11 protein-coding genes are annotated in these 20,887 nt (G+C 33.4%); all 11 read right to left on the minus strand.

Annotated elements, in window-relative coordinates; translation table 11 throughout:
- Positions 1-2 precede the first annotated feature (2 nt).
- On the minus strand, positions 3-5,369 hold the full coding sequence (locus AB3G33_RS10470; RefSeq protein ID WP_367769068.1) for an ATP-binding protein: 5,367 nt from the start codon (positions 5,367-5,369) through the stop codon (positions 3-5).
- A gap of 16 nt (positions 5,370-5,385) precedes the next feature.
- Positions 5,386-6,096 carry a hypothetical protein gene (locus AB3G33_RS10475; protein ID WP_367769071.1) on the minus strand — a complete coding sequence of 237 codons (711 nt, stop codon included), beginning with the start codon at positions 6,094-6,096 and terminating at the stop codon, positions 5,386-5,388.
- 3 nt (positions 6,097-6,099) lie between these two features.
- Positions 6,100-6,852 (minus strand): HNH endonuclease, encoded by a 753-nt coding sequence (locus tag AB3G33_RS10480; RefSeq protein ID WP_367769074.1) that lies wholly within the window; start codon positions 6,850-6,852, stop codon positions 6,100-6,102.
- A 3-nt stretch (positions 6,853-6,855) separates the two neighbouring features.
- The gene (locus AB3G33_RS10485) at positions 6,856-11,697 is read right to left on the minus strand and encodes a hypothetical protein (RefSeq protein WP_367769077.1); all 4,842 of its coding nucleotides are present in this window, start codon (positions 11,695-11,697) and stop codon (positions 6,856-6,858) included.
- Between the two features lie 8 nt (positions 11,698-11,705).
- Positions 11,706-14,588: a helicase-related protein gene (locus AB3G33_RS10490; protein ID WP_367769080.1), complete on the minus strand. Its 2,883-nt coding sequence runs from the start codon at positions 14,586-14,588 to the stop codon at positions 11,706-11,708.
- A gap of 381 nt (positions 14,589-14,969) precedes the next feature.
- Positions 14,970-15,605, minus strand: coding sequence for a hypothetical protein (locus tag AB3G33_RS10495; protein ID WP_367769083.1), 636 nt, complete (start codon positions 15,603-15,605; stop codon positions 14,970-14,972).
- Positions 15,606-15,694: 89 nt separating this feature from the next.
- Positions 15,695-16,354: an ATPase gene (locus AB3G33_RS10500; protein WP_367769086.1), complete on the minus strand. Its 660-nt coding sequence runs from the start codon at positions 16,352-16,354 to the stop codon at positions 15,695-15,697.
- Complete coding sequence (locus AB3G33_RS10505) at positions 16,338-17,288, minus strand: transcriptional regulator (protein WP_367769089.1); 951 nt, start codon at positions 17,286-17,288, stop codon at positions 16,338-16,340. Before AB3G33_RS10505 ends, AB3G33_RS10500 begins: the two co-directional genes overlap by 17 nt.
- Positions 17,289-17,387: 99 nt before the next feature.
- The gene (locus tag AB3G33_RS10510) at positions 17,388-17,690 is read right to left on the minus strand and encodes a helix-turn-helix domain-containing protein (protein WP_367769093.1); all 303 of its coding nucleotides are present in this window, start codon (positions 17,688-17,690) and stop codon (positions 17,388-17,390) included.
- A 301-nt stretch (positions 17,691-17,991) separates the two neighbouring features.
- The gene (locus tag AB3G33_RS10515; protein WP_367769096.1) at positions 17,992-18,831 is read right to left on the minus strand and encodes an RteC domain-containing protein; all 840 of its coding nucleotides are present in this window, start codon (positions 18,829-18,831) and stop codon (positions 17,992-17,994) included.
- 99 nt (positions 18,832-18,930) lie between these two features.
- Positions 18,931-20,178: a site-specific integrase gene (locus AB3G33_RS10520; protein WP_367769098.1), complete on the minus strand. Its 1,248-nt coding sequence runs from the start codon at positions 20,176-20,178 to the stop codon at positions 18,931-18,933.
- Between the last annotated feature and the right edge of the window lie 709 nt (positions 20,179-20,887).

Below are 20,887 nucleotides of genomic sequence, written 5' to 3' on the forward strand. Positions count from 1 at the left end.
GGTTAATATTCTGAGTCTTCATAAGTATTTACATTTTCGTAATCAGGAGTGTTTTCATTTTCTCTTATTCCTCCACCAAAAATGGAGTTATAGTCTCTATTTTCTTTCATTTTAAAAATAAGCAATACTTTATTCTTATCGAAAGTACCATTTAAAATAGAGTCCGTATTTGTTGCAGTAGAATTTGCTGCCACTCTAAAAACCTGAAAGTTTGTATCACTAACATTTAAAAGCTCTTGCTTATTATTGAATAAATGATGGTTTTGTTCCCTCTTACCAGTCGAAACAAAAAGCTTAATATCATCAGAGGCTAATCTTTCCCAGGCATTTGCAGTAAGATATAATAAACCTGTTTTAGCTGAACGCCCCATAACAGTATAATTCTCAGTTTTATCAGATGAATATACAGGACTTAGTTGAGAATATATATGAGAATCTTTTAAGTTGTTTTCTGCTTCTGTAACGTCGAAACCATTTTTTGCTAGATAAATAAGAGCAGATATTAAAGCAGCTATATTCAAATCTTTATGAAAATTTTTAGGTATTTCATCTCCAAAAAGTCTATTTAGTGCCTCTGTTTCTTCGTCTGTATATTCTACATCAAATTCTTTTTTCTTTTTCTTTTCGATATACCTTTGTCGTTCTGCTCCCAAAGATCTCAAGATACTTAGATCTAATACACCGGTGAATGATAAAAAAAGATATTCTATATTATTTTCAATTACATAATATATTCCATTTATATATGCGACGAATTTATCTTCAACGGTCTTTATAATCGATTCATTATATTTTATTACGTAAGGTAGGTGAGAACCCTTGTATATTACTATTTTGTATTTATCTTTCAACTCCCATTCTAGATAGTAATCTTCATCAAACGGATAGGAATTGTTTTGTAATTTTATGATGTCAGCCTCGCTTACAAATTTCTGTACTACGATTTTCCAAGAAATACGGTATGTTGGAGGAACTACATCATCTGTAACCTTATTTTCGCCTGTTAAACTCGAAAAGATATCTTGCTTGTATTCGCCCCAACCTTCGTGAATTAAATGAAGTATTGCATTTTCTTGTAACTGAATTAATGTATAATTATCAACATTTAAAATTGTTATCGATGGGAATGGTAATCCAATAACAGGAATTTTTTTGTTCTCCAATTTTTTATACAGTGGCTGTAAAATTTCTTTTTTTAGTACTAAGTTATTTTTTGTTTGCTGCTCTGAAAGCCAAGTTAGCGTGTTTATCAAAAGGAAATTATTTTCAATACTTTCCCTGTTTAAATTAATAACTTCCAGATCAGATTCTTTTATTGCTTTACGAAACAAGACAACTGGTTTTGAATCATCATTTATCCCCAACAGTTTTATATATGTTAATTTATTTTCCGGATCTGATGTATTGACCCAATCTAAAAGCCAAAGTGGAGGTTTTTCTGACTCAATAGCATATTCTTCGTTTAGAATATAATTAGTTGGGTTAAAATCAGGTATAACATTATGTTTAATAAATCCAATATAGTTATCCTCATTCAAGCATATATCAAGAAATTCACAAATGTCTTTTTCATATTGTGGTTGATTTGTTAGCCCATTTACTGAAAATGGAATTTTGTCTTTAAATACTTCTTCAGCAGGGTAATGTGATTTGTAAAAAGAAAGAAAGAAAGTTTGGATGGGGTTGTAATATGCTGGTTTTAATAAGCATAGTTCATTATAAATGATTTTTACTGATTTACCTTGAGCTTTAAACAGTATTATAAGGTTTCTATCATCTTTAAAATTAATAAATCTATTAATTATATCAGTTACAGAGTAAACCTTGTCTTTATAAGATTTTAATATTTCCTTGAGCTTAATATTAAGTTCAATTGTTTTACCTTCTTTTTGATATAACCGAACATCATCTGAAATAGCTTTTTCTAACAATGGAATGTCATCAATGGTTATTTTTTCACGAAATGATTTGAGTTTTTCTTCATCAGCAACTACATTTAGGACAGCCAGTTTAATTATTTTAAATTCGTCCGATTCTGAATTATACGTCTTGGTTGTGTCAATATTAAAGGTTTCCAATAATGATAAATAGTGCAAACTTAATTCAGCATTGTTTGCTTTATAAATAAACTTGGCAAAAGATGGAATTGCCATTCCATTTTCGAATCCATATTTTAATAAATCAGTACCTTGTAATAAGCCTATTTTTTTTCTATCTTCAGCATAAACCTCCGTTGGTAGTAATACCAACTTTGTATTTAAAGATGAAGATTCGATAAAGGTCACTAAATCCTGATTATCTGTGTAATATTGTACTATTGCTGAGGGAGCAATAGTGTATTGCTCTGCTGTTTTTATAATAGAAAACTTTGTGAAAAAAGTCTTTTCCCCTTCTGATTGCAACCAATCCAGAAAATGATTTATTGGCAGTACATCAAATGTACTGGGTTTACTAAATGTAGTAGAAATATTGACTGCCTTGCTTCCCAATCCGAAAGGCACTTTTAATTGCATAGCAGCATAATGAGGTAAAACTTCAGTAGAAAGAGTCTCAATGGCTGCTTTCACACTTACATAGCTTTCTGCTGATAATTTAGCCATACTATCAGGCCAATAAACAGTCGTAGGCAGAACAAATGAATTAGTACCTAGTGTGAAAACCCAAGGAATTTGCGAAAAGTCTATTTTGCTCTCTTCGGGTTTTTCTTTGTAGAGTTTAAAAATGTAAGTATAAAAATCCTCTATGTTTTCTGTATTAATGCCCGTAATAATTTCATTGAAAGTAGCAAGGTTGCAGAATACTTTTTCTAAAACATCTTCCTGTTTTAGTAGGTTCTTTTTAAATACTTCAGATAAGGCATTCTGTTCTTTTTGGTCGATTACAAAGTTGGACAACCAAATCGGGATATTGACACAAGTATTTGAAATCAATGAGTTGAGGGGGTTTAAAACGCCTCCCATTTTTTTTGATTCAAATAAAGCCAATGACTTTGCATATCTAGCTGCACCAACATCAAATAAACCTTCCAAAAAAGTTAATAGAGCATTCTTTTCCTCGGCAGTTAATTTACCCAATCCTTTTGCTGCAGCAATATGCTCGTATAATTTTAAATCCGTTTTTAAGTATGAATCCTGAGTTAAAATAGCTGCATAAATATGCTTGTAATCATCAGCATTACTATAAAATTCGGATAGTTTAAACCCTATTTTTACAAGTAAACTTTCAATGCTTTTCGTTTTACTTGTTTTAAAAATAAAATCGGCAACATTCAATGCTTCATTTAGTGATAGCAACTCATTACCTATTCTAATAAATGGTAATGCTAGAATCCAATTTGAATCAGTATAATTTTTTTTACAGAAGTTGTCCAGCCATTTTAAAAAGGATAAGTAATTGTCCTGTTTTAAATTTTGAATAGCAATTGAAAGTAATTCTTTGTTTTCGTCTGCATTTAGTACTTCAATTAATTCATCTGAATTAAATTTTTCAATTTCCAAATAATCATATAGTAGATAATGGGAATTAATCTCACTATTTGGTAAATGTTTTTCAGTATTAGCGATAGAATAGAAAAATTCTGAACCTAATAAATTTGAAATACCCGTTGTATCTATTACAATTTCTGATATTTTGCAAAGTGAGTCCTTATCATTTATAATAAAATCTACCTCATCAATTGATTTTCTGTAAGTTGAATTGTATTTTTCAATTAGCATTCTGATTGTAAAGTCATCAGGAAGCATTTCTTTTAGTAATAATGATAAATATTCGGGTTGCTTTATCTTTGTTTTGATGCAATCTTCCGCAATTTCTTTTAACCATCTTAAATGATTAAAAGCTATTTTAGAAATAATATATTCATTCCATTCATTATCTCCTTGCAATGACTCTCTGTCGGCGGATGGAACGAAATCAGCATTTATTAAAAATGGTAATGAAATTCTCATTTCCTTCATCGGTAAAAAAGTATAAAAGCTTGAGAATGATTTACCAGAAATATAGTTTGGTTCCGCTTTTATTATTCCGTTTACTACTGGTGCGGCAAATGTTATTGAAGTTTCATCAAAAGCTGCTAATTTTGGAGGAATAGATTCTAGTGGCTTTTCACCTTCTATATCAGAGCTGAAGTAATGTGATATTTCTCCATATTCATTTTCCTTTTGTCTTTTAAAAATAATTACTCCTTCTTCTGCGAGTGCTTCATCATTTACTTTAATGTCATCTATTTCTTTTTTAAAGTAGGTTAGTTTTGTATTAATTCCAACCTGTGCAATTCTTTCAATTATTACTGGATTTTCGCCTGATTTTCGAATTGTAATTGCATTCTTAAAAGATTTGAATGTATTCACGTGTCTCAAAAATAACATAAAATGAGGACTATCAGCAAAATTTGCAACTGCTTCAAGATACTCTTCCACTTTTTCTCTTCCAAATTTAATAGCAAAACCAACATTATTATTATAAGTTGCCAATCTTGAGTTTTCTAAAGATTTTGGAAGCTCTTCAGACCATACAGGAATTAATTGCCAAGGGATGTCAGTATTCCCGTTAAATGATTTTCTTTGTTTGGCATATTTTAGTTTGTCTTCATCCAACAATAGTGGATAATCAATATATCTTTTCTTGCCAAAATAAAAAGAATCAAAATTTTTATAGGCAGGATGATTTCTTTTGAAAACAAATAGAAAACCACCTGATTTTATTAATACTTCTTCACTATCCGTAAAAACCGATTTGAAACCAATTCCCTTGTAACCTGTTTTTTTTCTGTCATTACGTTTTGTGCTTTCTGCAGCACTTGTTATTGCTTCGACATCATCTTGATTAAAAGGTAATCCATTATGCATTATGAGTAAATAATCGTAGTATGCATCAATATGGAAACTAACTTCATTCCCTGCAGGTGTATCATCAGCATTTTGCAATAATTCAAAAATCATTCGCTGTTTTGAAGAATATAGACCCTTGCCAATTTCTCTCATTAAATTAGCAATCATTTTATTGGCTTCAGGATTATCAAGCCTTTCATAACGAAGTCTTACAATTTCTTGATAAGGGTCTATGCTAATTTCAATAGGAGGCGAAATTTTATGGTCAATCACAACTACCACTTCTTTTTTTGACTGTTCAACAGGTATATAAATACTAAATTCATAGAATTTATTTGCTTCAAAAAACGTATTTTCTTTTCCAGTAAATAGCTGAAGTCTATCACCATCCTCGCGAAGCAAAAGATTTCCCTCTTCTTTGGATAAAATATCACCAACAACTAAAAAACCATTTTCTGTAGGTATACATTTACCATAGAATCTATTAGTTCTTATGTTATTATTTTTTAAATATTCTTCTATTCGTTGTTTAGCTGTCATTATTGAAATGCAATATTTATATTATGGACTGTTCGTAAAATTCAATCAATTGTTCTTTATCCCAAATGATTTCATCTTGGTAAAAAACACAAACAAATAAGTTTTCAGGACAAGGTTTAGTTTCATCCGAAAGATGTTTCCCTAAATAATGTTTTGCTAATTCAAAGATTTTTTTGTCTTTACATCCAACTACTGCTAGAAACGCAATATTATCATTGTTACTTTCCTTATACTTTTCAATTCTAATGTTTTCCAGTTTGGCTGGAATAAGTTTATCTCTTAACTTTAAATAATCTTCTTGTCCAAATTGATTTGCTTTCTGTATATCTCGAATAAACTTTAATTCAATTGCTATGCAAGGTCCATCATAAGCAAATCCTTTACTTGTATATTGTTCGAAAAGTTCAATATTTTTAACTTCCATTTTACTTGGATCACCAATAGTAATATCTACTTCAAAACCTGATTTTTTATCTATTTTAAACCACGTAACTTGAGAATGCACGTAACTTGTTTTAAGTTCAGAACTTCTTTGAGTATTAAAAATAGTGTCATTTTTACAGCGATGATAGTCTTTCAATCCTTCTTCTTGAAGTAGTTTATTAAAAGTATGACATTCTAAATCGCCTTCTGTTAAAAGCATTCCTCTATTTTGTTTGTATTCCTTTTGAAGCTTGTTTATTGCTTTTTCGACAGCTTTCATCCAAGTTAATGTAGGTTCAATCATAACTTATCTCTCTAAATTTTCTTTAATAATTCCTTTCAACTCCTCGATACTCAATAGTTCTTTTCCTCGGTGTAACATTCTGTGGCAATTGGCACAAACTGGTCGTAAATCTTCTACGCTGGTTTTTCTTGCGCCTTCGGCAATAGGGTAGAGGTGGTGCATCTCTATAAATCCTTCGCCGTGGGAACCGTATGTTTTTGCAAAATCAAAATCACAAACAGCGCAATTGGTACCGTGATGTTCTTTGGCCAATGCTACTATTTTTTTGTTTCTATACTTTACTTCTTTATAGATTTGATACAAGAAACCTTCGTCTAAAAGTTGCTGATTGGATTTTACTTTCGGCACAAATTTATCCTGTTCATTTAGCAATGATTTATGGACTAATAGTTCAAATCGTTTGCTGGCTTTTTGGTCTCGTTCAAACTTTTCGAGTATTGGATATTTATCTGCTTTTTTTGCCCAATTTATAAAAGCATTCAGAATTGTTTCTCTTGAGTTTTTATCCTTTATATCTAATACATTGATGAAGCCCAAACTGTACAATCGTTGTTTGGCCGTTCCTCCATGGTCATGATATTCGCCATCTGCACCCACACTTTTGCCGAATGTCCAATGTTTTAAATTGGGTGTGGCAATGTAGTTTTTTGCTGCTGACAATTCTTTTTTCCATTGGTCACCTTGCTCAATAATAAAATTACTATTTGTCTTGATGGCTTTGTAAATAGCTTTGTTTATTGTATCAATTTCTGTCATACCCTAATTTTTAAATAACTCTTCAAAATGTTCCCAAGCCACTTTATAATCTGCAACTCTGTCACATTTATCAAAAGGCGCGTAATAGGTCATTTTTTGCCCTTTGTAGAGTTCACTTTTTATAGTATGTTCGTAGTTTTGACCTGCTTTTAGTTCTTTAATCGTGTCCCAAACCGGACGGTCTAGACCAACACCCGTTAAGCCTTTACTACAGGTAAATACAATATTCCCTTTGGTGTCGTACCAAGTGTCGTCTTCGTTTTGTTGCAGTACCGGGAATTGTACGTTGTAAATTAAGCTTAACTCCTCTAGCGTTAAATCCAACGCCATAGCGGTAATTACATCTATTTCTACTAATGCTTGGCGACGTTCAAACCAGTTGCGTAAAGGTGTGCTCCATTGCCATTCTTGGGTTAAGGTGTCAAACGGTTTTAAGCGAGTATCGTTTTTACTCCATTGGTCTTGAACAAAACTATCTTGCCAATTGTCTTGCCATAATGGTGCATAATACTTGTTCAAGCAATTGAGCTGTAAGGTGCGATTGAAAATTTGATCAATATATATGTTGTTTATTGCAATAGGGAAAGTTTTTAATGTCTCATCATATAAATTATTTTTTCCTGTAATTTTAATATAAAAATCATAGACTATTGATGAAGCTAATGCACATAAAATAATTACTTCACTTTCTTTTTCTGTAACTACAGAAATAATACTGTTTACATGAGAAACATTTGGAGTGATTAAAGCAGATTGTAATGTTCTTTCACCAGGCTGGTTTAGCATTTTTCCAAAGATGACTCTATACTTAGCATACCAGTTAAACCCACTACCAATTTCTTTAATTTTAGACAAATTATTTGGTAAATAATTTGTCCTAGGACGATAATTGATTGGAATTTCAAGATGATCTATATTATCATAGTCAGATCTCAGTTTACAGGCTTTCTTAGGGCATTTATAAAATGGATTTCCTAGATAAAAATGTGGTCCACTCATTACAAAATCTACATCTTTATCTTCAAGGTATTTAGTTTCTCTTTTAATAATTTCGTCTTTAACCGCATTTGTTTCGTTCAAACCATCAGTTGAAAAATACTTAACATCACCTAATCTTTTTCTTGAAAAAGATAATTTTTCATAAACATCAATCAACTGTTTTGAGTAAGTGCTCACAAAAACAGATTCATTCCATACTGGTCTATCTTCAAATAAACTATTAATTAATCTGATTTCTTTTTCTGTTATGAACATTAAACGATTTCTATTTGAAGATACATTCCATTCAAAGCTATTATTCTTCTTAACTTTGATTCCTTTTGGTGTACTTAAATCATTACTAATAAAACAACCATCTATTGTGTTAGGTAGCAATAACTCACTAATAGCAAAAAAACCTATAGCTGATTTATTCCCTGAATATACATTTATACTAAAAAACATTTGATCATGAACTTCAGCAAATAACTTCAATCCATTACGAAAGTGAAAGTGATATTTGAGATGATAATAGATTTCTTTTCTTAAATTACCTGCTCTTGGATCATCAAATATTCCTTCAGGATGAACTAATCCTATAAAACCATTTTTATTACTTAATAATAAAGAATTTGAAACGATACATTTATATAAATTATTTCTTTGACCAATTAATAATGGATAATTTTGTTCTGCTCCAATAAAAGATTTTGTTGAATCAGCCCAAATGAACTCATTTATATAAAGTGATTTTAACCAATCATCATTATCCAAGATTGATTCTGATTTTTTTTTAATTTGTGGTGCAGAATAATCTCTTATAGATATTTCTGGGTTTTTTTCAGAGAGAACTCCAGCTTCATCAAGTTCAATATTTACCCAGGGAGGGTTACCAGCAATCAAATCAAAACCACCACGTTCCCAAAACACTTCCAAAAACTCCAGTTGCGGGTGAAAGAAAAAGTATTGTTTGGCGAGTTGGCTTACCAAAACCAGTCGTTGGTTTTTGTCAAACAAGTCTTGTTGCTGGGTGCTGTCCACAACTACATCGGTAAAAGCTTGGTTTTCGGCAGCAGAGGTTCCAGGTTCCAATACCATACTCATTTGCACACCAGTTTCAAACATGTTTTGTTGTCCTCGACGGTCTTCCATACCTTCAACAGCTTTATTTACATTTAGTTTCAGGATTTCTTCAATATCTTGCCAATATTGCCTACGGTTGGGTATAGTAGCTGCTTCACGCACATCCCAAAACCACAAACTACACCAATAGTCCATCACCATTTTTAGTTTAAAATAAGGTGCGTTGTGGCGGTTGCGCTGGTCGGCCAGGCGTTCTTTTTCGTCATAGCTACGCATTTCGGCCGTAAGCTGCTGTACCGGTACGCCAAAAATATGTTGTTTGGTTGCAGTGGCTTGGTTAATGGAGCGTTGAAATTTGTAATAGTCGATAAGCAGTTCGTCTATTTTGTTGCTGATTTTTTTAAGAATTTCCACTTCTGATTTGGTGAGTTGTTTGCACCATTCTGCCTTCCATTTGGAAACCGCTTTGCTTTCGGCTTCATAATCGACTTTCAGCATTTTAATTCCTGCCGAAGCCAACATGTTCTTATCAGGCAACAAGAAATGATAAATTTCATCAGCTTTGCGATCGTGGTTTATCTTGACGTAATTGGTAGAAGGTTTGAATTCCAATAGGCGAGGGGCCTTGTTCCACCATTCTTTTTTAACTGGAACTCTTTTGCTTTTCCCTTTGCTGTCTTTAATTAATTCGTATTCTTCTTCAACATCTTTGGCGGCATAGACTTTTAACCATGCTCCCACCACGGCATTACCCACTGCTAAACGGTTGCTAAAGAAAGGGGTTTCCATATCTTTATGAATCACGTTGAGCCACAAAGAAAGTTTACCCAATTCAATCGCTGTAGGGTTTAAATCGACTCCGTAGGTATTGTTAGTAGCAATATAGGCTTTTACACGTTGTAGCTCTTCCAGGTATTTATCGGGAGCCACACGCCATTCTTTTCTTCCACTATCGCGAAGTTCTTTTTGACGATAAGTGAGATAGGCATCAGCGACCTGATTGATCATTTCGTTGTGAAAAGCAGCGGCACCCATAGCTGGTTCCAAAAGCTTTAGATCTAGTAGTTCTATGGCTTTCATTTCGCCTTTTTCCAGCTTTTCCAAGATGGGTTTTAGGGTGTATTTTACGGTAGATTTTGTCAGTACCTCAGGCGTATAGTAAGAAGCTGATTTTTGACGGTCACGACCACTCAGGCGATACACAAAAGCACCTTTTTTGGTAATGATATCCTGATCAACACTGTCTTTGAGGATTTCATTTTCTTTGAAATCGTCACGGCGCGAACGAGGTACCATATAAGTGCCTTCTTTAGGTTTACCCGCTTTGTGGACTTCAATATAATCCTGTTCCGCATAGAAACCACGAAACGCCAATAAACTTTCGTACACGCTTCCCAATTGGTTAATACCTAGATTGGCATACGATATACGGCCACGGGTTTTGTTCTTTTGTTGCTTAGAAAGGGACAATTGACAAATGATGTCTTGCCAGGTTTTATTTCTAAATTTTACTTTGTGTAAATGATAAAGTTTACGGTCATCAAAAATAGGGGAGTCGATATGACGTACCCTAAAGCTTTTGTTGTTCCCATTTTCACTTTCACGATAGCCGGAGCTTAAAACATAAAATAATTTACTCAGTGATTCATGAAAGAAATAGCCATTGATACTGCTTTCAGAGTATAATGGCACTTGTTCCAGGTCGCGCAGCATCTCAAGTGAATAGCCTTTGTTGTAAATAGAGTCATTGCTAGGCAAGATATCTAAATCTTCGCGGCTTTCGGCATAGAAAATAAAGAGTAAACGGTAAATGAAGCGCAAACAATCGTCTTTGATTTCTTGCTCGAAGGTATCGTCGGTTTCATCAAGGTTTTCTTTTATTTGTACTTTGTTGTGATGGTACCAAATGGCCTCGTTTGCCAAGGCTTCCACCGCATTGATGATTCCTTCCTTTAGATCTTTGGTAACTTCATAAGCACTTTTATGGCTGTCTTCATCCAATTGATCTAGTAAGACCATATTACTGTCTGGTGCCAAAGTTTCTTTACCTAAAAGGAAATAGAACAGTGCATAGTAATTGGCATTCCTGTTGGCTGTGGCTTCTGTGAAAAGTTCCTCCAAATCAATTTCCAAATAACTACCACGGAACCATTTCTCCTGCTCTAGAAGAAACACTACGTTTCCAGCCAAAAGCATGATGTATTTTGGGCGGTTGTGTTGTTCTAAAAGGAACAATTCAGAAATTGCTTTATTGATAATTACAGGCGAAATAGTTACTCCTGCTGGCGTAGTAAAAACCCTGTCCCATTGACTGCGGTGATAACGTTGTGGTGGAGAAGCCAATTCCTCTTCGGCTACATTGTACTGTTGTTCAAACAAGCCATCTGGTTCTGTGTCGTCTTCTCTGATCAAGGCCTGCATTTCCATAATCATCAGGTGCGGTTGGACACCACGATAGAGTATATGACGCACAGGAATTACATCCTTTTCTGTCAGATGGAACAAATTTTTGTATTGATGGTGATCGCCGTCATATCCTAGCACGTTTAAAAGATAGGAATGAAACTTATGGGTTTCTTCAATTTTATCTTTGGTACGTAATTTGCCTTCAATGAATAGTTGTTTGAAACGGTAAAAACGGTCTTTTAAAGGCGTGATTTTTTTATTGAATTCTTTGATATCTTCTGCAGCATATCCTGTTTTAGATAGCACTTTGGAAGTGAAATCTTCATCAAAATAATTGGAAGAGAAATAATCACCGGTATTTTTTAGAAATTTAAGCATGGATTTGATTATGAATTATAAAAAACGGCAATTACTTTTAAATAAGGTTCCCCCTGTAAAGAGGTTAAATCTTTAAAGTACTGGCTTGAACTGCTCAAAATAGTTTCGATTTCGCGTTGTTTGTTGTCTTTCATTTTAGCCCAATAATTGCCGACATTTTTTTCATTAAAATCGATTTCTAATTGTTCGATGGCAGCGGAATGCCAGTTTTCTATCTTGGTTTGGTAAGCGCTCATTTTACTTTCCATGTTTCCTTCTAACACTTGTTGTTCCTCTTGCATATGACTATGAGCCCATTCTACAGCATCGGGTAAAATGCTTTGCAGGTTCGCAATATGCTGCTCTGTGATGGTCTCAGTAAACATTTTTTCTGTTAGCTTAAATTCAGAAATAAACTGATTTAAATCGAGAGTTTTTCTATGAATTGTTCCATCGTCATTTAACCCCACTACATAGAAATCGGATAAAATAGGCTGTCCTAAATTATTAGCAATTTGTCCTTGAAAAATGTACCAAGCCGTTTGAGCTGGAAAGATTTTAGACTTGGCTACCAAAGCCACATCTTTGTCTACGCTTGCTTCTAACTTAGTCATATAATACCGAACTACTGGATGCAAATCATAGAGCACTTGAAATTCAGCCCAAGCCCCTTTTTTCTTCCTAGCATCTTCAATGGATTTTTGAACTAAATCTTTATCCAATGATAATTTGTATAAACCACCGATGGCAGGTTTTGATTCTGGCGGTAGGTCGAATAGTATTTGGTTTAGGTCTTTGGTGTTAACTATTTCTATATAATCTTCACTTACTTCAACCTCTTTGTGTTTTAGTTGTTGGGCAGAATCTAATTGCTCGAATAACGCTTGGTAATATTTAAAATCAGAAGAGTAGATTGAGGTTGGCTGTTCATAAGGATCGTCTGTTACCACAACTTCTGTTTTGTCATCGTCACTGCCAAAAAGCGTAGAGAAATCAAAATCTTTCATGGCTTTATCAGTAGTGTCTAAGAAATTTTCATTTTGAGTTAAAAAAGCTTTTTCAATAAATTTCTCTTCCTTATCTGTATCGTACAACTTCATTACAGAACCTGCATCTCCTAATGTTTTATAAACTTCTTCTTCTTTCTTAGTCAAACGATCAACGATGTGTAAATCAGTTTTCAATCCTTCAATATCCGATTCGGCAATGATGTAATGAATAAATGGTGTTTTCTTTTGACCATAACGATCAATACGACCGTTGCGTTGTTCAAGAGTAATCAGTGACCAAGGAATATCGTAATTGAACATTCGGTTACAGAAGTAATGAAGGTTTACCCCCTGAGAACCTGCATCAGAACATAGCAGTATTTTTACAGCACTATCCTGTTTCCCAAAATCTTCAATAATATTTTGTTGCTCACTATCAGATAGGCCGCCATGAAAATAAGCAATGGCTTCATCGCTAATTTTAAAATCATTTTTCAGATTTCCTTTAAGGTATTCCAAAGTGTTTATTCGCTCTGCAAAAATCACATAACGGTCGTCTTGTTTTTTTCCAGACCAACCTAAACCTAAAAGGGTTTCTTTTAGTTTTTTATATTTAGTATCTGATTTGCTAGATATAATTTTTTCAAGTTTTACTTTTAAGGTTTGTAGGATTTCCACATTATCCTCAAAACTAGAATCGGAACTGTTTTTAACTTTGACTTTTTCTAATCTTCGTTTTACACTTTCTAAAGCTGCTAAAGGTGAAGACATAAATGCTTTGAATAATCCTATAGAGAATAGAAAGTCATTTTTTGATTTTTGTTCTTTACCTTCCTTTATTTTCTCAATAGCTTTGAATTTGAGCTCTTGTTGGTATTGCAAAAAATCAATTTCATCGGCACTTAATGTAGCAGAAACTCGCTCTATTTTTCGTTCTTGAAAATTGGCTCTAACGGTTTCGTCTACAATATCATTTTTAAATCTACGCACATAGTAAGGTGCTACATGGCTTTTGTCGTATTCCCCGCTCTTGGGAATAGCTGTTGGCTCAATCATGTTAATCAGGTTGGCAAAATTTTCTTTTTTACCATTATGTGGTGTCGCTGAGGTAAGTATTAACGACTCACATTTTTTGGCAATGAATTGCGCTAAATCTCCTTTTTGGCTTCTATCATTGGCCACAGTATGACATTCGTCAATGACCACCACATCCCATCTTGATTTTTCTAAATAATGTCTGAACTTAGCATTTTGTTTCAATGTGTCAATTGAAATTATAGTTTTATCATAGTATTCAAAAGGGTTTTTATTGGCAGGTAATTGTGATTTTATCTTAGCAATTCCATCCGAGTCTAAACGTACTAATGGAATGGCAAAACGGTTCCACAATTCTTGTTGGAATTGTGCTAATATTGATTTTGGAGCCAATACCATAATCCGTTTTCCTTTACCTCTTTTGATCATTTCTGCTAAGAAGATACCCACTTCTATCGTTTTTCCTAATCCAACACCATCAGCGATTAATAGACGAGGTCTTGGCAGTTGGAGTGCTTTTAGGGTAGGAGTCAATTGGTATTCTGCTGCATTGATAGCGGCTTTAGTAGCAATTGTTATTTTATCTGAAAATATAGCCGAGTTCCGTATTTGGGTTTCCAGAAATAATTTTGTTTTTCTGTAACCACTATCAGTATCCGGAATAAGTGTTGTAAAGTTAGGATCAATGGGCTTTATGTCGGTATCTAAATTGGTATCAAAAGAAAATCGTTTTCCTTTTACCAATTCACTAATACCTTCGGCTTCCAGTAACTGTGAACCATCATGATTTGTGTTCGTCCCCGTGACAATAAAATCTTCTCCTCTGGTAGATATTCTTTGTCCTATGGTTAGATTGTAGTTTTGAAGGGCTGCTTGGTCTAAATTCATTTAGTGCTATATTGCTTATTTTGGTTTGATTGCAATTAGAATATTTACATTGCGTCAATATGTAAATCTAATTTTTTTTAGCAGATAAACCTATTCAAATAATGAACTGGTAATAATGTTATTTTAAAATATTCTATTGGTACTTCTACCATTTATTAATCAAAATCAAAAGTATTGATTGTGTTCTGATTATTTTTACGGTTTCCCACATTTGTAGAGTTTAAGTCCTTGTTTAGTGGTTCATTTTAGTAGAATTTATATCAAATTATAGTCCTTTAGTTGTATTTGTGTAAATGAACGATATTTTGTAGGATTTTACTATACCCACTTTTAGTGATATTTAATTTTATTAGCATATTTTTCGTGTCTAGTCATAAACTGTTATTTTTTAGCAATTTGTTTTAGATTGAAGCTGTCTAAAACCTCTTGCATTTCATGTAAATGTATCAATACCATTTCCTGTTCAAAGCTTTGTGACAATTGAAGCAAATGTAATGGATCAAACAAAATTGGACTTAGAGAAAATTTTTCCAAAATAAAGAATATTGCCTGATCAAGTGTTTTGTTACTGCAGAGGATAGTGTTGTTTTTGAGATGGATGTGAATGGTCTGTTTTTTACCATGTTCCTCCAAATTAATTGGAATGAATTTTACCTGATATTCTTTGAGATTGATATCCTGAATAATGAAAGGAGTGTCTAGTTTGTTTATCCTTTTTTCAATGGTTTCTTTTGAGTCTATAAAGGCCGTGAATCTCCATGTTTTTAATACTGGAGCATTGTCCGCCAGGTCAATAACTTGTTTGAATAATTTGTGATTGCCATTGGAGGTAATTATGAATTCGAATTGATCCGTTGAGCTTTTTGGAAAAACGATGATAAAGTCTAATTTCCTGCAATAGTAGTTGAGGTTTTGTTTGATCCAATAGCAGATTGTTTCTTGATTTTCAGCCGAATGATTTAGAAGATTTTTGATGATATGGTGGTTGTCGAGGAACCAGTTCCAGAAGTTTTTCATAGTTAATTAGTGGTAAGTAGTGAATAGTGAAAAGGTGTTGGGTTTTGGTGAATGGTGTCCCTCGACTGCGCTCGGGATGACAGTTTGGGTTAGCGTTTGTCATTTGATTTTATATTAAAACTGATGAGGTTAAACATATTCCTCATTCTAGAACGGAGTCGATTGCCGTAAAGCATTTCTATTTCGGAGGCGGATAGGTTAGAGGTGAGGTGGGTAATGGAGTTATTTTCTACAAATTGCTCATAACGACTGATCAATACCTCAGCCATTACATTGCAATCGTTTCCGAAATGTTTTATTTGTTGTTCGGCACCCAAATCATCAAAGCAATAGCCGGAAAGGCGGGATTGGAAATTTTGTTTTAGGGTGTATTTGTTGATGGCGTCAAAACCATTTTTGGCAAATTCGAAGGATAGTTCCCGGCAGGTTTTAATTTTATAATCGGACAAAGGATTTGCAAAAGGTCTTATGAGGTGCATTATTGAGGTTTTCCCGCATCCAATTGGACCAGACAATAAAATACCTTTTGAAAGATCGATTTGTTCTTTTAAAGCTGTGTTTTGGTCTTTGATCATGTAGATTATTAATTTGTAAATTGTTGGAATATCGAGGATGTTTATTTTAAAGGATTGACCGTAATGGGTTTTACCTTGGGATTCGACAAATGCTATGCATTTGTTGAAATCATAAACTTTGTGGCCATTTTGAATTTCGAAAGTGTCGGTTATTAATTTACAATGGTTCGGCATAATTCTTATAGTTTGAAATTTGCAGGTGATTGGGTTTTGGTCCTTCGCCAAGCTCAGGATGGCGGTTTGATTTTGTTTGGAATTTGTTTTGGTTCATTATCCAGTTTCTTGCTGAAGCTTTCCAATCTTTCATTTTAGTTTTTCCGCCTACTAACCATCCAATGCTAGAATAGTAATTGAAAAACTTGTTGGCTTCTGTTTCAGAACTTTCTTTAAAAGCGAAATACTCCAGTATCATTTCAACAGAAGGGATGATTCCGTTTTTGTTTGCTTCTTCTTTTTTGGCGCAACTTTTTTCTTTTTCTTGAATTTCTTCAAGAGCTGTATTTGAATTTTTAGAATTTAAAATTTCAGATTTGCTATATATATCTTTGTTTATATTGTTTGTATATGTTTTATTATTATATATATATACCTGTTCATCAACCTGTTCAATATGCTGTTCATTTTTTAGCCTGGTTTTATTTTGAACGGGTTGTCCGTTTTGCTTTTGGTTTATATTTAATTTTAAAGTGTTAATTTTTAATGTATTATGGTTATTTACTTTGTCAACAACTTGTTCGCTTTTTGAATTGGTCAAATTTTGAACGGGTTTGTTTTTTGAACTAGTAAGGGGTTCAAATTTTGGTCTGTTATTTAAGTCGTCAGAGAAATTTACCATAATGACATTAGAACAGGAATGTGGGTTGAATGTGGGTAGATATTCCATAAAACCAAGTGCTTGCAATTCTTTCATACACTTATGATAGGTTGCTTTGGAATTTATTTTGCTGGCTTTCATAATTTCTTCGCGTGAAATACCAGTTGGATTTTTGAACCTGTTGACGTTCCAACATTGAAAGAGTGCCAAATAGAGCGAAATGTGTGTTGGATTTATTGCGTTTTCATTATTGATTTTATTGAAAAATCCGGTGAGGTGTTTGATGTAATTCATTGTCTGAGTATTAAGATGGTTGTATTAAGAATTAAGACTTTTATTTTGCAGTCGCAGACTTCACAAGTTCCGTTGCAGTTGTTATCGGTTGTTTTCATCTTATTTATCGAGCATTTTTTTTAAGTCGTCGTATTTGTAATAGAGGATGCCACCGATACGGTTGAAGTTTAGTGTTCCGTTGATGCGAAGATTCTGTAATGTGCCTGGAGAAATTTTCAAGAGCTTTCGTACTTCGGAAGATTTGAGCCATTGGGCAGGTTGTTCTGCTGCTGGCATAGCTGATTGAATTTCGTGCAGTAGCGCATTGCCAAAGTTGAGGAGATCTCTTTTTGTCACTACTTGGTGGTTTAACAACTCAAAGTTGTCGATTTCCGGGAAGAGTTTTTTTGGATGTAAGTTCATAATGAAAGTGTTTGATTTGTTATAGTACAAAACAACTTCATTTGATTCTTTTTTAAACCCAAGGTGTACCCAAGTTGGGTTGTATTTTCCTTAAAAAAGTATGTAATCCCTTTATTTACGGGGTTTGTTTTTCAAACTTTAACATAAATGGTTAATTTCTCCGTTTTTAATTTGTTGGAAGTCTCAATGAAAATATGGGCTTGACGAAGGAAACCTAAGTTGAACCCAAGTTGGGTTCTAAATTCTTACAAAAGGAATTTTAGTGATAAAAAAACCAAGTCGAAGACTTGGTTATGAAAGGTTAAAAATCCTCCCCTCTAAATTTATTGTTTGCGACATCAGAGAGATTTTGAAGAAATATTGCGTTAAGGGGATATCTCTTTTTGATGTCTTGCAGACATCGATAAAGCGCTTTTTCATCTAAATCAATATTAAATGCATTGCTAAACCCTCTAGCAATTTCTTTTATGTCAATGTTGCCGCCATTCAACATTTTTTTATAATATAAACCATAGATCATCTCTGCAAATTCCACTTTAGTCCCTGTCCAAGTAATTTTGTTATTCGTTGGATTGTATTTTGTTTTGATATTACCATTCAACTCATCCAGCTTGTTTTCTAAATGACCGGATAACATATCGTTTGCTATAATAGTTGCTACATTAAAATCATGTGAGGTGCTAAGCTTTGAATCGTAATTAATAAGATAACAATCGTACTTGAAGATATCTTTGTAACTGCGTCTTACAAAAAGATCTTCATCTCTGACTGATGTTCTCGAACGATAGTATCCATAAAAGTCTTTATTGTTTACAACATATTTATGAATTCTGGTCAGTGATTCCTCGTAATGCTTTCTTTTATGTTTTTTGTTTGGAGGTAATGAAGTTTCTACTTTTAACAACTCTTTATAGAACAGCAGTTTTGAAACCATTCTTGGTTTTAATTCTTTGAAAAAATAGATTTCTTCTTGTAAGGTTTTAAAAACATGTTTTTTTAGCCATTTGAAAATTTCCTTTAATTTATTTTCAATGTATTGTATTATTTCTATTGCAATAACCAAAATGTCATCCGAAGTGTTTCTAAGGCTTTCATATTCTTTTTCAAATTCGGTAAAATAGCTGATATAATTGAGTTCCATAAAATACAAAATGGTTTAAATTGAGAGTATCAAAATAAACCATTTTGTATTGATAATATGTCATACTATTCGCTATAAAGTTATTAACAGCACCTAAGCCTAACGAATGCTTAACTTTTTATCGTTTAGTGCCTTGGAAGCGAATTTTGATTTTAAAATCATCATATCCTCACTGATTTTTTTGTCCAAGATTTTAGCGTAGTGCTGCGTGGTTTTAAGGCTGGTGTGCCCCAACATTTTGCTGACTGTTTCCAATGGAACGCCGTTAGAAAGTGTTATGGTTGTGGCAAAAGTGTGGCGGGCAATATGAAAGGTCAAATCTTTTTTGATTTCGCATACATCAGCAATTTCTTTGAGATAGGCATTCATTTTTTGATTACTTAAAATAGGGAGGAGGCGTTTCTCGTTTTTGCAAACCGGATAATCTGCATATTTGTCGATGATATCTTTTGCCGTTGGCAATAATGGAATTTTAGAAGCGGTATCGGTTTTTTGGCGGTTCTTGAAAATCCATTTATCACCATCTATTCCTAAGGAAATATTATCCAGTGTTAATTGTTTGACATCTATGTAAGCCAAGCCTGTAAAGCAGCTAAAAACGAATATGTCGCGAACGAGTTCCAATCGCTCGGAAACAAATTCTTTGTTCATCATTTGCTCTATTTCAGTCTCAGATAGGAACTCTCGAACTACTTCTTTGACTTTTGCTTTGTAATTGGCGAAAGGATCCTTGTTGAGCCATCCATTGGCCAAACACTGGTTGATGATTTTGTGGAAGTTCTTGATGTACTTTACAGCAGTGTTATTAGCGCATTTTCGTTCGCTACGTAGATAGAATTCATATTCCATGATAAATGCATGATCAATTTTTTCGATATTGATATCCGTCAGATTGTATTTCCAGAAAATAAAATTTTTGGTGTGCTTCAACGAGGTTTCGTAGCGTTCCAAAGTTCCAGCTGCATAGTCCTGCCCAACCAGTTCTTTGATTTTGCGATTGTGTTCCAGGAAAATGGGGATTAACATTCGTTCCCGTTCTTTTTTGCCGGATAACTCATTCCTGTAGGAGTCAAAGGTTATTGGGATGTCTTTTTTGATTAAATTTTTCTCCACATTTAAAATCTTTGATTTTAAATTGTCAAGATGTCCATTGATTGAACGAGCTTCTTCCGAAGTCCCTCTCATTTTAGACATTTCGGAGTGCCATTTGTCGGGGTCTACAAATTTGCCAGTGCTGTTGTCCAGTCGTCTGCCATTGACTGTAATTCTTTGAAAAATTGGAGCCAAACCTTGAGCATTGACTTTGGCTCTTTTTAAATAAAAAAGGATTGAAATTGTTGTGTCCATAATTGGTAACCTTTAAGTTAATAGAAATTTAGAAAAACTATCAACTCAAAACAAGATGTTCAATGAATGAACCTCTTATTTTAAAAGGGTTTACAAAGGTAGGGGCACAATGTTTTTGAAATTTTAAAGTGCACCGAATTGTACCCCTTTAGAATGAGAAACTATGAATAATTTGGATAGGGAGTAAATTAAAAAACCCTCTAAATCATACGATTTAAAGGGTTTTAGTTGGTTTTTTGAAATAACCAGCGGAGAAAGAGGGAGTTGTTTGTTTTTCTAAAGCGCCGTAAAATAAGGCTTCGCAAAGCTTTTATTTTAAGTGACACCTCAACTGACACCTCTCAATATGTTAGCAAATTGTTCTAAATTCCAATTACCAAATATAAGTGTTTTTTTGCTGGAATTAATGATTAATTGTCATAATTTGAACTGGTTAACCATTTTTTTTAAACAGGCATTGGTTCAAAATTTAGTTACCTAAAATATAATTTCTACCCAATTATCAAAGGTTCAACTTGTTCAATTTTTAAGCTGGTATATTGGCAAAACTCCTCGACAGATACAAACTCATTTTGGAGCTTGTTGAGCTCCTTTCTTATTTTTTGAAGTAGTCTAATACTTTGGCGATAACTCTTTCCGGTTATGCGTTGTATATCCTTAGGGTATATACATAATCTATTGTTTTTGGCTCTCATACTCTATCTATGAC

The organism is Flavobacterium sp. WC2421 (genome assembly GCF_040822115.1).
GTDB lineage: Bacteria > Bacteroidota > Bacteroidia > Flavobacteriales > Flavobacteriaceae > Flavobacterium.

Excerpts from the sequence above, each read along its gene's own strand:
- AB3G33_RS10505 (WP_367769089.1), bottom strand. The coding sequence starts at position 17,288 with ATGAATTACATCAAACACCTCACCGGATTTTTCAATAAAATCAATAAT.
- AB3G33_RS10475 (WP_367769071.1), bottom strand. The coding sequence starts at position 6,096 with ATGATTGAACCTACATTAACTTGGATGAAAGCTGTCGAAAAAGCAATA.
- AB3G33_RS10490 (WP_367769080.1), bottom strand. The coding sequence starts at position 14,588 with ATGAATTTAGACCAAGCAGCCCTTCAAAACTACAATCTAACCATAGGA.
- AB3G33_RS10500 (WP_367769086.1), bottom strand. The coding sequence starts at position 16,354 with ATGCCGAACCATTGTAAATTAATAACCGACACTTTCGAAATTCAAAAT.
- AB3G33_RS10480 (WP_367769074.1), bottom strand. The coding sequence starts at position 6,852 with ATGACAGAAATTGATACAATAAACAAAGCTATTTACAAAGCCATCAAG.
- AB3G33_RS10515 (WP_367769096.1), bottom strand. The coding sequence starts at position 18,831 with ATGGAACTCAATTATATCAGCTATTTTACCGAATTTGAAAAAGAATAT.
- AB3G33_RS10510 (WP_367769093.1), bottom strand. The coding sequence starts at position 17,690 with ATGAACTTACATCCAAAAAAACTCTTCCCGGAAATCGACAACTTTGAG.
- AB3G33_RS10485 (WP_367769077.1), bottom strand. The coding sequence starts at position 11,697 with ATGCTTAAATTTCTAAAAAATACCGGTGATTATTTCTCTTCCAATTAT.
- AB3G33_RS10495 (WP_367769083.1), bottom strand. The coding sequence starts at position 15,605 with ATGAAAAACTTCTGGAACTGGTTCCTCGACAACCACCATATCATCAAA.
- AB3G33_RS10520 (WP_367769098.1), bottom strand. The coding sequence starts at position 20,178 with ATGGACACAACAATTTCAATCCTTTTTTATTTAAAAAGAGCCAAAGTC.
- AB3G33_RS10470 (WP_367769068.1), bottom strand. The coding sequence starts at position 5,369 with ATGACAGCTAAACAACGAATAGAAGAATATTTAAAAAATAATAACATA.